We start from the raw sequence: 12,722 nt of genomic DNA, 5'->3' as shown, positions 1-12,722 counted from the left end.
AATGCGCTTTCAGCGCAGGGTTTAGGGAATGGGGAATAGGGTTTAGTGACTACTATGCAGAAACTTTTCCCTGATCTCCGCATCGCTTTCTTGATACTGCACTAACAAAGAGCAGAAGTTTTGGGCCACAGAACACCGAGTTTTGAATTCCATACTCAGTGGCCTCTGTGCGCTCTGTGGCTCTCTTATTCTGCTCTGGCTATATCGCCTTCGCCAGCTCGGCGCTGTCGTTGGCGGGGCTGTTCACCGCCCGCGACACCGGGTAGGCTTCCATGGCGCTGGCCGGGTAGGCGCGCAGCAGGCCCAGCAATGTCGCGGTGTCGCTGCCGGGGTCGAGCCAGGCGTCCTCATTTTCGCGGCGCAGGATCACCGGCATGCGGTTGTGGATCGGCGCGACCAGCTCGTTTGGCGCGGTGGTGACGACGGTGTAGCTGTGCAGCTCGTTGCCCGCGTCGTCGCGCCAGATGTCGTACAGCCCGGCGAAGGCGAACAGCTCGCCGCCGGCCAGCCGGATGCAGAACGGCTGTTTGCCCTGCGGCTGTGCCTGCCACTCATAGAAACCGCTGGCCGGCACCAGGCAGCGCCGACTCTTGAATGGGCCGCGAAACACCGGGCTTTTCGCCAGCGTCTCGGCGCGGGCGTTGATGGTGGAAAACTGGGTGCGCGGCTCTTTCGACCACGCCGGGATCAGGCCCCACTGCATCTCGACCAGGCGATTGGGGCTGTTGCGAACGACGACCGGCATCATCTGGCTGGGGGCGACATTGTAGCGAGAATGCAGGGCCAGCGGTTCCTGCTGAACATCAAAGCGCCCGGCCACCTGCTCAGCCGGCGCCAGCACATAACGACCACACATTGCTCATCCCTCCTGTACAAACTCATATGTACGATTGTAGCACATATGTGTGACAGGGAGTGTCACAAGGCGGGCTTACTCTTTGCCGGGCGGGTCGGCGATTTCGGGGTAGAGTTTCTGCACGCAGTTGGGGCAAATGCCGTGCGAGAAATGCACATCGGCATAGCGCTGAATATAGCCTTCCAGCTGATTCCAGTAGCCGCTGTCGTCGCGAATCTTTTTACAGCCCGAGCAGATTGGCAGCAGGCCTTGCAGCACTTTCACACTATCGAGCGCCTCGCTGAGCTGTTCGATCAGGCGTTCGCGCTCCCACTCGCCCTGCTTGCGCGCGCTGATGTCCATAATTTGCGAAACGAAATACAAGGGCTGGTTTTCGACATCGCAGATGAGTGACACGCTCAGTTCGGCCCACACCAGGCGGCCGCGCTTATGAATATAGCGCTTCTCAGTGCGGTAGATGCTTTGTTCACCGCGAGCCATACGCTGGAAATGTTCGAAATCTTTCTCCAGATCGGCGGGGTGCGTGAGATTGCGAAACGGCACTGCCAGCAGCTCGGCTTCTTCGTAGCCAAGCAGCGCGCAAAGCGCGCGGTTGACCTGAATCCAGCAGCCATCCAGCCCAACCAGAGCCATGCCAATTGCGGCATTGCTGAACGCGCTGGCAAAACGGGCATTGTATTCATGCAGCTCGGCCTCGACGCGCTCGCGCCGGTGGATATCGCGCCACAGCTCAAGGCCCGTGCTGGCCGCCGCAGCCAGATCGCGCAGTGAAGCGATATCGTCCTCGCTCCAGGCGTGCAGGGCCGTGTCGAGCGCGCAGAACGTGCCCAGCACAAAGCCATCGGCTGTGATCAGCGGAAAACCCAGGTAGGATTGAAAGCCCTGCGCAATAAGTGGCGCGCGTTTCTGCTCGGCGGCATACTCTTGCAGGTTGGCGATGATGATTGGCTCACGCGAGGCAACCATGGAGCGGCAGATACCATGGGATTCGCCCGATTCGAGTGCGACAGGCGGTGAGCCATGCCAGCCCAGGAATTCCTGCTTATCTGCGCCCAGGAGCGAGATGTAGGTGACTGGCACGCGAAGTACACGCGCGGCAAGGTTGCTGAGCCGATCAAAATCGGTGCTTGAGTTGCCGCCAAGTGGCAGCACTTCGCGAAGGGCGGCAAGCCGGCGCTCGTCGTGGAGCGCGATTGCGAGGCGGCTTTGTGGCGTATTCATAGATGGCCTCAGGGCAACAGAAGCAAACACGGCGCGCCTGAAACTGGGTGGCCAGGCGTGCATATAGATATACCCGCAGATTGCCCGAAAAAGCATAGCGGTTTGGTTGCACCCGCACGCCAAATGCATGATGCGCTTACGCGCTGTGGTCGTAGCTGGCCAAGCGGCTGGCCAAGCGATTGACAGGCACTGCCAGCCTACGGTACGATGGGGGCGGTTGTGCAGAAAAGTGTGAAAGAAGAACGAGCGATGGAACTCGAATTGCGCTCCGAGCAGGGTATTTCGTTTCTGGAAGGCGTGCCCGGCGAAGGCTGGCTGGTGAGCGCGGCCGACACCGCGCGCGTGATCGAGGCGTGCTTCAGCTATGATGTTACGACGGTGCTGCTGTACGCTGCCAATTTGCCAGTAGGCTTTTTCGACATCAGCACGGGCGAGGCGGGCGAGCTTTTGCAGAAGCTGCGTAACTATCGCATTCGTCTGACTGTTGTATGCCCGCCCGGCGAGTTTGCCTTGAGCAGCCGCTTCAATGAGATGATTGCCGACGAGGCGGGTGGCACGCATTTTGGCTGGTTTGCGCAGCGCGCCGAGGCGCTGGCCTGGCTGCAACATGTGGCCGCCAGCGCATGAAACAGGTGATTGTGGTGAATGGCGCGCTAGCGCTGCCAGCGGGAAAACTGGCAGCGCAGGTGGCGCACGCTGCCGTTGGCGCATTTCTCGCGGCGGGCGGCGCGGCGCAAATGGCCTGGCTGCAGGCTGGCATGCCGAAAATCGTGCTCGGCGGCGCTGACGAAGCTGCCCTGCTGGCGCTGGAAACGGCCGCCCGCGCGAGCGAGCTGCCGTGCTGCCTGGTGCGCGACGCTGGCCGAACGGTTGTTGCCGCCGGGACGATCACCTGCCTGGGGATTGGCCCGGCACCGGCCAGCAGCATCGACTCACTCACGGGCATGCTGCCGCTGCTGCGCTAGAAAATGCCCTACAGCGGTTTGCAGAACAATTGAGCATCCATAGACTGGCGAGCGAGGCGTTGCAGAGCAGAAAATGCAACTGCCTTCTGCATCCTGCCAACTGCACACTGCTATAAAACCCTACGCGCGCGTCACCGCCGTCAGGTTCATGGTGAGCAGCACACCTGGCTTGGGCAGCTCGGCCACGCCAATGACCGTGCGCGCAGGCCGGTGGTCGTCCATTTTCTCCACATAGGCCGCATTCATCGCCTCGAAATCGCCCATATCTCTGAGGAAGATCGTGATGTGCACGACATGTGCCAGGTCGGAATCGACCGAGGCGAGCATGACGGCAAAGGAGTCGAGGATCTGGCGCGTCTGGGCGGCAACATCGGGGCCGGCAAGCTGGCCAGTGGCAGGGTTGACGCCAGCGGTGCCGCCGATGGTGATCCACGCGCCGACTTTAGCGATGTGATTATATGGGCCGATCGGCGTGGGCGTGCCGGGCGGGGTCGAGGTTTCGACTTTGGGCGACATGCGATGCTCCTTTACGACGAAAACCAGCCGGGCGAGCAGGCGTGTCTGCACCTGCGTCCGCGTTCGGGCTGGCTGCACGCTCTCAAGCTGGCGCAGCGTTTGCACAAGGTACGCGCTTCTTTTCCCCCAAACTGTCCGCGCCCGGCCGATCATAGCCGAAGCGGTGCGCGCCAGCAAGCTGCACCGCGATTCGCAATTATGCAGTAGGATATGCCCGCGCCGCCTGCCACGTTTGCGCAGGGCGCATGCTGCCGACGGCGCGCAGCGCACGGGGGTAGCAGCACGGAAACAGGAGATTATCAATGCTCTCAGCAACTGAAGCGCTGACGCGCTTGCAGGAAGGGAACCAGCGCTTTGTGGCGGGCGAATGGCGCATGACATCGCAAACCGGCCAGGCGCGGCGCGACGAAATCCTCGGCGGGCAGGAGCCGTTCGCCGTGGTGGTTGGCTGCTCGGATTCGCGCGTGCCGGTGGAAATTATTTTCGATCAGGGGCTGGGCGATCTGTTTGTGATCCGCATCGCCGGCAATATTATTGCGCCTTCGCAGATTGGCAGCGTGGAGTTTGCCGCCGAGCAGTTTGGCACGCGCCTGGTGGTGGTGCTGGGCCACACGCGCTGCGGGGCCGTCACTGCTACCATCAACGAGCTGCAGCAGCCTACCGAAATACAGTCGCGCAACCTGCAGTCGATTGTCAACCGCATCCGCCCGGCCGTGCAGGGCTTGCTTGCCACCGATCTGCGCCACGACCCGGCGGCGCTGATGCGCGAGGCAGTGCGCGCCAATGTGCGCAGCTCGGCCAACCAGCTGCGCCACGGCTCGGAGATGCTTGAGCAGATGAGCCAGCACGATGGCTTGCTGGTGGTTGGCGCGGAGTATTCGCTCGAAACCGGCGCGGTCGAGTTCTTCGACGGTGTGGCGTAGGGCGAAGAACCAGGCGGCAGTTGGCACTCGCCAGTTGGCAGTAGGCGCCGAACTACTGAACCGCAGAGCGAAGAACCACAGAACCGAGAACTACGGAACCGAGAACTACGGAACCGAGAACCGCAGAACCGCAGAACTACGGAACCGCAGAACTACGGAACCGAGAACTACGGAACCGAGAACTGCAAAACTAGGCAGCAGGCAGTAGGCAGCAAGCAGCACGCACTGAACCAAGAACTACGGAACCGCAGAACTACGGAACCGAGAACCAAGAACCAGGCGGCAGGCAGTAGGCAGCAAGCAGCACGCACCGAACCAAGAACCGAGAACCAAGAACCACAGAACTACGAAACCGAGAACCGCACAACCAGGCGGCAGGCAGTTGGCAGCAAGCAGCACGCACTGAACCGCAGAACTACGGAACCGAGAACCAAGAACCAGGCGGCAGGCAGTTGGCAGCAAGCAGCACGCACTGAACCGCAGAACTACGGAACCGCAGAACTACGGAACCGAGAACCAAGAACCAGGCGGCAGGCAGTTGGCAGCAAGCAGCACAAACTGAACCTGCCAACCTGCAACCTGCCAACCTGCAACTTGCCAACCTGCAACTTGCCAACCTGCAACCCGCAAACCTGCCCTACGTGTCGCGCACGAGCGGCTGGTATTCGGGGTGGCGGCGAATGTACTGCGCGATATACCAGCACAGCGGCACAACCTGCAAGTTCTCAGCGCGGGCGTATTCCAGCGCGGCGTGGGCCAGCTCGCCCGCAATGCCGCGCCCGCGCTGCTGGCCCGGCACATAGGTGTGCGTAAATAGAATCTGGTCGCCGCTGCGGCTGTACTCCGCAATCGACTGCAAGCCGTCGACGGTGGTTTCAAAGCGGCTGGCAGCGATGTTATGCGTCACTTCGATGTTCTGGCTCATAGTGCTCCTCTTTTACGTTGAAGGCGTGCGCGCCGGGCGATGATGCGCGGTCGCGGCATGATAATCCTCGTCGGCGGTGCCAATCGGGTCGACATGCACGGTCACGGTTTCGAGCTGGGGAAGCGCGTGCAACAGGCTGTGCTCAAGCTCCTGCGCGATGGCGTGGCTTTCGACTGTGGAAAGCGTGCCATCGACGGCGGCATGGAGCTCGGCCTCGAGGTTGTGGCCCAGCCAGCGCACGCGCACCTGCCCCACGCTCTGCACCCCCGCCACGCGCTGCGCCTCGCGCTCAATCGAATCGACCAGCGCCGGATCGACCGCGTCCATCAGGCGCTCCCACACGGTTTTCGATGCGCCCCAGACTACCTGCAAAATCGGGATGGTGATCAGCAACCCGATGATCGGGTCGGCCTGCGGGAAGCCCAGCGCCACGCCGATTGCGCCCACCAGCACCGCCAGCGAGGTCAGGCCATCGGTGCGCGCATGCAGGCCATCTGCCTCCAGGGCGGCGCTGCCGATCTCGCGCCCGACGCGAATGCGAAACAGCGCCACCAGCTCGTTGCCCGCAAAGCCAATGATCGAGGCCGCAATCACCCAGCCGAGGTTGGCGAGCGGCTGCGGGTTAATCAGCTTCTGGTACGACTCCCAGGCCGCCAGCGCGGCGCTGGCCAGCATCACCAGCACAATGAAAATGCCCGCCAGGTCTTCGGCGCGCCGATAGCCATAGGTGTAGCGCCGCGTTGGCGGGCGGCGGCCCAGCACAAACGCCAGCCAAAGCGGCAGGGCCGTCAGCGCGTCGGCGAAGTTGTGGATGGTATCGGCTAGCAGCGCCGCGCTGCCGCTGATGAACACAACAACAACCTGAAAGATTGCCGTGGCCAGCAGGCCAAGCAGCGAAATTTTCAGTGCCCAGATGCCGCGCTCGCTCGATTCGAGAGCGCGGTCGGTGCGCGAGGCGCTGTGGCTGTGGGTGTGAAATACGCCCTCGAACAGCCCGCGCAGCCCGCCAGCATGCGCATGGTCGTGATCGTCGTGATCATGGTCGCCATGCGCGTGGTCGTGGTCGTCGTGTGCGTCGTGCTCATGGTCGTCGTGGTCGTGCGCCGCAGGGGCAAGGTCATCGTGCGTGTGATCATCGTGCGCGTCGTGGTCGTGCGGGTGCGGTTCGCTCATGGCCTCACTCCTTTTCGCACGCAAGCCAGTACAGTATGGCTGTTCCTGTGAAGCGATATATAGCCGAGAGCAAAACGGTCGAGCCACAGAGTGCACAGAGGCCACTGAGGGTGATAGTCAAAACTCGGAGTTCTCGGTGTTCTCTGTGGCCAAATTCCTTCTGCACTTTGCTATAGTACCATATCGCCACACAGCTGGCAGACCTCCACGCGCACCAGACGCCACGATTGAGCGGTATACTTTCGTTAGCACAACACGTTCCGCCACCTGATGCAAATTCAGGCCACGAAACTGCATTTGCACGCCCGAATTTGCAGATCCCTGAGCTTCATATCGCATCAGGCGCAAGGCGATGAATCGGCTGATTCATGTAACTCTGGTGTAACATTTGCTTGGTATAGTCGCATTATGTAGAGATGAACAAGGAAGTGAGACCTACTGCTATGAGCATAGAACTACGACACCGTGTTGCAGTAATTACCGGCGGAGCCAACGGGATTGGGCGCGCCACCGCGCTGGCATTTGCGAATGCAGGCGCCGCTGTGGCGATCTGGGATATGGTCGAGCAAGCCGGGCAGGAGCTGGTGGAAGAGATCAGCGGCAATGGCGGCCAGGCGGCCTTTTTCCGCGTGAATGTCACCTCAGCCGCCGATGTCGACGCGGCGGTGGCGGCCACCGTGGCGCAGTTCGGCACGATCCACATTCTGGTGAACAATGCCGGCATTACCCGCGACGCGCAGCTGGTCAAGGTCAAGGACGGCGAGGTTGTTGGCAAGATGAGCGAGGCCGAGTTCGACGCGGTGCTGAATGTCAACCTCAAAGGCGTGTTCACCTGCACGCAGGCGATTGCGCCGATTATGGTGCGGCAGGGCTTCGGGCGCATTCTTAGCGCGGCGTCGGTGGTGGCGCTGTATGGCAACTTCGGCCAGACGAACTATGTCGCCACCAAGGCGGCGGTGGTGGGCATGACCAAAGTATGGGCGCGCGAGCTTGGCAAGCGCGGCGTAACGGCCAACGCGGTTGCGCCGGGCTTTATCGCCACCGACATGACGCGCGGCATGCCCGACAAGGTGCTGGCCTCGATGGTCGAGCACACGCCCGTGGGGCGCATGGGCGAGCCGCGTGACATCGCGAACGCCTACCTGTTCCTGGCTTCCGACGAGGCGAGCTTTATCAACGGCACGGTGCTGAGCGTCGACGGCGGGCTGGTGCTGGGAACATAGGCAGTTGGCAGGCGGCGGTCAGCAGTATATCTGACGACACGATGACACGATGAAGGGGTGAAGGGGTGAAAGGGCGTGTTTGAACGTTCTGAACCCCCAAACCCTAATCCCCAGACCCCAAATCCTCTGTGCCTCTGTGCCTCCGTGGTAAAAAAACCGTCTCCAAGTTCACAATTCTATCGACAATTCGAGCTCGTCGCGTAGCGGGATGCCGTGAAAGCCAAGCGGCGGAATGCCGGGCTTGAGTTGCCGCGCCCGATCGACTGCGCCGGGGTGCACCGCCACAATGCGGAAGCCGCGCCGCTGGTAGAAGCGCAGGGCGCGCATGTTGTCGTTGGTGGTAACCAGCCACAGGCGTGCACAGCCAGCCGCCCGCGCGGTCTGCGCCACCTGCGCGATCAGCGTGCCGCCCACGCCCGCGCCCTCGCGCACACTGTCAATCGTCACAATCTCGCAGGCAGCGCCCGCGATCTGGTAGGTCAGCAGCCCCACGCACTCGGCGCCATCCCACGCAGCAAAGCCTGGCAGCGTGTGCGGGTGGAACACAACCCCATGCCCAACCACAATCTCGCTGCCCCAGTGTGCGATCACAAATGCCTGTACCCACGTGCGGTCGGCGTCGCCCAGCGCCCGAACTTCATACGCAGCCATAACCTTCCTCCGCCGATGCCTTACCATTTCTTTACACAAAATGAATGAGCGCCCGAATAGAGTGCGTTTTTCTGCGCCGGGCAGCGTTTGTGCCTGAAATCACATTTACAGAAAATTCACAAAAATCTTGACCGCGCTTGATACTTCCCGCGTATAGTAGTACCATATTCCAGCACAGCACCCCCACTATAACGTACAAGCCCAGCCAGTCAACGGATTCCTTGCGAGCGATTCAGGGATGAGCCAAGGAAAGAGGTGCGATGATGCAACCCATTCACCCGAATGTACGGCGTTGGCGTCAGGATGCCGCAGACGATCCTGAGCAGTTTTGGGCGCGTGCAGCTGCCGAGCTGCCCTGGCTGCGCCCGTGGGACCAAACTTTTCAGTGGGAATACCCCACCTTCCGCTGGTTTGTTGGCGGCCAGACCAACCTGGCCTACAACGCCCTCGACTACCACATGGAGCGCGGGCGCGGCGGCCATGCCGCCCTGATCTACGCCACCGAGCGTGGCGAGCGCCGCGTGCTGACCTATGCCATGCTGCTCCACGGCGTCGAAAAAGTTGCGGCGGCGCTGCGCGGCATGGGCATCGGCAAGGGCGACCGCCTGACGATCTACATGCCGCCCTGCCCCGAGTCGATCATGCTCATGCTGGCGACGGTGCGGATCGGCGCGATTCACTCGGTGGTGTTTGCCGGCTTTGGCGCGGGCGCGCTTGCCGATCGCGTCAAGGCCAGCGAGTCGCGGCTGGTGTTTACCGCCGACAAAACCTACCGCAAGGGCAAAGACGTGCCGCTCAAGGGCCTGGTCGATAATGCCATGGCGCTGGGCTGCGACAAGGTCGAGCATGTCATTATGCTCACGCGCGGCGGCGTTGAGGCGGCCACGCAGGAGCGCGACCTGAGCTGGGACGACTTTATGGCGCGTGGCGAAGGCCAGAGCGGCGCCTACGAGCCGATGGAATCGAACGACCCGGCCTTTATTCTGGCCACTTCGGGCACCACTGCCAAGCCCAAGCTCGCCATCCACAAGCAGGGCGGCTACCAGGTGCACATTCACAGCATGGGCAAGTGGATGTTTGGCATGACCGAGAACGACGTCTGGTGGGCGACCTCCGACATCGGCTGGATCGTCGGCCACTCCTACATGGTCTACGCGCCACTGCTGCGCGGCTGCACCACCATCGTCTACGAAGGCTCGATCGACCACCCCGGCCCCGACGCGATCTGGGCGCTGGTGGAAGAGTGTGGCATCACCGGCCTGTTCACTTCGCCCACGGCGGTGCGCTTGCTGATGCGCTATGGCGAGCAGCATGTTGAGAAGCACGACCTTTCCTCGGTGGAGCGCATTTTCTGCGCCGGCGAGGTGCTGAACGCGCCGGCCTGGGAGTGGCTGCAGCGCACCGTGCTGAAAGACCGCATACCGGTGATCGACCATATGTGGCAGACCGAGACGGGCGGGCCGATTTTCGGCAACCCCTACGGCCTGGGCCTGCTGCCGATCAAGCCCGGCTCCTCGGGCGTGCCGCTGCCCGGCATCGAAGCGGTGATCCTGACGCCCGACGGCCAGCCTGTGCCAGCCGGCGAAAAAGGCATCATGGCGATCAAGCGCCCCTTCCCCGGTCTGACCGCCGAGCTGTGGGGCGAGCCCGAGCGCTATGGCCGCGACTACTGGGAGCGCATTTCGGGCGTGTATTCCACCGGCGACTCGGCCCACATCGACGAGGACGGCTATGTCTGGTTTGCGGGCCGCGCCGACGAGATCATCAAGATCGCCGCGCACCGCCTCGGCACGATCGAGGTTGAAACCGCCTTTTTGAAGAACCCCGCCGTAGCCGAAGCCGGCGTGACGGGCCGGCCCGACGAGCTGCGCGGCGAAGTCATTTCGGCCTTTGTGGTGCTGAAACAGGGCTTCCAGCCCTCGGATCAACTGCGCAAAGAGCTGATCGACACGGTGCGCAACGAGCTTGGCCCGGTCGCCGTGATTGGCGATGTCGAGTTCGTCAACATGCTGCCCAAAACGCGCTCAGGCAAGATCATGCGGCGTGTGCTCAAGGCTGTGACGATGGGCGTGCCGCCCGGCGACACCTCAACCATTGAAGACGAAACCTCGGTGGAAGAAGCGCGCCATGCCTTCGAGCAGCTGAAGGCCGAGGTGAAGGCATAAATAGCCCGTTTGCAGGTTTGGGGGCTTCCGCGTACACTTGAAGTCCCCAAGCTTCCGATTCGAACAATTGCCAGGAAGGAGTTCGACGATGACCACTGACCAGCAAACCCCACCGAACGAGACTGCGGGCGAGTACCCGAAGTTCTACTACCCGCCCGAGAATGTCGTTGATAACGCCAACGTCACTGCCTACGCGCGCGAAAAAGGCTTCGCCAACGCCGACGAGCTGTATGCCTGGACGATCGAGAACCCGCAGCAGTTCTGGGGCGAGATGGCCAGCAAATTCCTCGATTGGTACCAGCCCTGGGAGAAAGTGCTCGACGACTCGGAAGCGCCCTTCTTCAAGTGGTTCACCGGCGCGAAAACCAACGTCGTGCACAACGCGATCGACCGGCACGCCACTGGCGCGAACAAAGACAAAATCGCGATCATCTGGGAATCGGAGCAGGGCGAAACCAAAACCTACACCTACGCCCAGCTCGCCGCCGAGGTCAACCGCTTCGCGAATGTGCTGAAGTCGCAGGGCGTTGAGAAGGGCGACCGCGTGACGGTCTACCTTTCGCGCGTGCCCGAGCTGGTCATCGCCATGCTGTCGATTGTCAAGATCGGCGCGATGCACTCGGTGGTGTATGGCGGCTTCAGCACCGAGGCGCTCCACTCGCGCATCGAGGACGCCAAGTCGAAGGTACTGATCACCGGCGACGGCGGCTGGATGAACAACAAGATCGTCGAGCTGAAGAAGATCACCGACGAAGCGGTTGATCGCGCCGAGGATATCGTCAAATCGGTGATTGTGCTGAAGCGCACCGGCCACGACATTACCATGAAGGAAGGCCGCGACTTCTGGTGGCACGAGCTGGCCGCGCAGCCGGGTATGGACGACCCCTGCGCCACCGAGCAGATGGACACCGAAGACCCGATGTTCATGCTCTACACCTCGGGCACCACCGGTGCGCCTAAGGGCCTGGTGCACACCTGCGGTGGCTACCAGGTGCAGGTCGCTACCACCCTGAGCTTCGTGTTCGACATCAAGCCCGACGATGTGTACTGGTGCGCGGCCGACCCGGGCTGGATCACCGGCCACTCCTATATCGTTTACGGCCCGCTGATGCTCGGCGCCACCGAAGTGATCTACGAAGGCGCGCCCAGCTACCCGAACCCCGGGCGCTGGTGGCAAGTTGCCGAGAAGTACGGCGTGACGATCCTCTACACCGCGCCGACCGCCATCCGCGGCCTGATGCGCTTTGGCGAAGATTGGCCGAACAAGTACGACCTGAGCAAGCTGCGCCTGCTAGGCTCGGTGGGCGAGCCGATCAACCCCGAGGCGTGGCGCTGGTACCACCATGTGATCGGCAAGGATCGCTGCCCGATTATGGACACATGGTGGCAGACCGAAACCGGCGCGTTTATGATCACGCCAAACCCGACCACGCCGCTCAAGCCCGGCTCGGGCACCAAGCCCTTCTTTGGCATCGAGGCCGACGTGCTGACCGAGGAAGGACAGCCCGCCACTGGCGCGGATGATGGCCTGCTGGTGATCAAGAAGCCCTGGCCCTCGATGCTGCGCACGATCTATGGCGACCCCAAGCGCTATGTCGAGCAGTACTGGACGCGCCTGCCCGGCTTCTACACCGCCGGCGACGCCGCCCGCAAGGACGAAGACGGCTACTTCTGGGTGATCGGCCGCATCGACGACGTGATCAAGGTCTCGGGCTACCGCCTGGGCACCGCCGAGGTCGAGTCGGCGCTGGTTTCGCACCCGGCCGTGGCCGAGGCCGCCGCAATCGGCCTGCCGCACGAGCTGAAGGGCCAGGCCATTCACACCTACGTGATTCTGCGACAGGGCTACGAGGCGAGCGACGCGCTGGCCGAAGAGCTGCGCAAGCACGTGGGCAAGGAAATGGGCCCAATCGCCCGCCCCGAAACGATCAACTTCGTGCCGGGCCTGCCCAAAACGCGCTCGGGCAAGATCATGCGCCGCGTGCTCAAGGCGCGCGCGCTGGGCCTGCCCGAAGGCGATACCAGCACGCTCGAAGCGTAACACGGCGCAGGCAGGGCGGCGGCATGTTTCGCCGCCCTGCCAGACTAGCCCTCAATTGCAGGA

Annotated in this window: 12 protein-coding genes; 6 read left to right on the top strand and 6 right to left on the bottom strand. The window is 62.3% G+C overall.

Annotation, left to right across the window (positions count from 1 at the left end; all coding sequences use genetic code 11):
• Positions 1 to 199 precede the first annotated feature (199 nt).
• The gene (locus tag M1P90_RS08270) at positions 200 to 856 is read right to left on the bottom strand and encodes an SOS response-associated peptidase (protein ID WP_483702134.1); all 657 of its coding nucleotides are present in this window, start codon (positions 854 to 856) and stop codon (positions 200 to 202) included.
• 75 nt (positions 857 to 931) lie between these two features.
• Positions 932 to 2,077: a GAF domain-containing protein gene (locus tag M1P90_RS08265; RefSeq protein ID WP_483702133.1), complete on the bottom strand. Its 1,146-nt coding sequence runs from the start codon at positions 2,075 to 2,077 to the stop codon at positions 932 to 934.
• Positions 2,078 to 2,326: 249 nt separating this feature from the next.
• Here M1P90_RS08265 and M1P90_RS08260 point away from each other — a divergent pair, with 249 nt between their 5' ends.
• Together M1P90_RS08260 and pth2 are read left to right on the top strand one after the other, a co-directional pair.
• The gene (locus tag M1P90_RS08260) at positions 2,327 to 2,704 is read left to right on the top strand and encodes a DUF4180 domain-containing protein (protein ID WP_483702132.1); all 378 of its coding nucleotides are present in this window, start codon (positions 2,327 to 2,329) and stop codon (positions 2,702 to 2,704) included.
• Entirely contained in the window at positions 2,701 to 3,042 is a 342-nt protein-coding gene (gene pth2, locus M1P90_RS08255) for an aminoacyl-tRNA hydrolase (protein ID WP_483702131.1), read from the top strand. The genes M1P90_RS08260 and pth2 overlap by 4 nt, the downstream gene beginning before the upstream one ends.
• A gap of 120 nt (positions 3,043 to 3,162) precedes the next feature.
• Here pth2 and M1P90_RS08250 read toward each other — a convergent pair whose 3' ends face one another.
• A complete protein-coding gene (locus M1P90_RS08250) occupies positions 3,163 to 3,558 on the bottom strand; it encodes a RidA family protein (protein ID WP_483702130.1) in 396 nt (131 codons plus the stop codon).
• Positions 3,559 to 3,860: 302 nt separating this feature from the next.
• On the opposite strand from M1P90_RS08250, the gene M1P90_RS08245 reads away from it, so the two are divergent.
• Positions 3,861 to 4,481, top strand: a complete 621-nt coding sequence (locus M1P90_RS08245; protein ID WP_483702129.1) for a carbonic anhydrase — start codon at positions 3,861 to 3,863, stop codon at positions 4,479 to 4,481.
• Between the two features lie 637 nt (positions 4,482 to 5,118).
• Here M1P90_RS08245 and M1P90_RS08240 read toward each other — a convergent pair.
• Entirely contained in the window at positions 5,119 to 5,406 is a 288-nt protein-coding gene (locus tag M1P90_RS08240) for a GNAT family N-acetyltransferase (RefSeq protein ID WP_483702128.1), read from the bottom strand.
• 12 nt (positions 5,407 to 5,418) lie between these two features.
• Positions 5,419 to 6,579: a cation diffusion facilitator family transporter gene (locus tag M1P90_RS08235; protein ID WP_483702127.1), complete on the bottom strand. Its 1,161-nt coding sequence runs from the start codon at positions 6,577 to 6,579 to the stop codon at positions 5,419 to 5,421.
• A 443-nt stretch (positions 6,580 to 7,022) separates the two neighbouring features.
• Between M1P90_RS08235 and fabG the strand changes: the two genes are divergently transcribed.
• Entirely contained in the window at positions 7,023 to 7,802 is a 780-nt protein-coding gene (fabG, locus tag M1P90_RS08230; protein ID WP_483702126.1) for a 3-oxoacyl-ACP reductase FabG, read from the top strand.
• A 168-nt stretch (positions 7,803 to 7,970) separates the two neighbouring features.
• Here the strand turns inward: fabG and M1P90_RS08225 are convergent, their stop codons facing one another.
• Positions 7,971 to 8,453 (bottom strand): GNAT family N-acetyltransferase, encoded by a 483-nt coding sequence (locus M1P90_RS08225; protein WP_483702125.1) that lies wholly within the window; start codon positions 8,451 to 8,453, stop codon positions 7,971 to 7,973.
• A 260-nt stretch (positions 8,454 to 8,713) separates the two neighbouring features.
• On the opposite strand from M1P90_RS08225, the gene M1P90_RS08220 reads away from it, so the two are divergent.
• Positions 8,714 to 10,618 (top strand): acetate--CoA ligase, encoded by a 1,905-nt coding sequence (locus tag M1P90_RS08220; RefSeq protein ID WP_483702124.1) that lies wholly within the window; start codon positions 8,714 to 8,716, stop codon positions 10,616 to 10,618.
• An 88-nt stretch (positions 10,619 to 10,706) separates the two neighbouring features.
• A complete protein-coding gene (gene acs / locus M1P90_RS08215) occupies positions 10,707 to 12,659 on the top strand; it encodes an acetate--CoA ligase (protein WP_483702123.1) in 1,953 nt (650 codons plus the stop codon).
• Positions 12,660 to 12,722 lie beyond the last annotated feature (63 nt).

The sequence above is a fragment of the Kouleothrix sp. 19917 genome (genome assembly GCF_057073505.1).
This window is presented reverse-complemented; position numbering and strand designations above follow the sequence as displayed.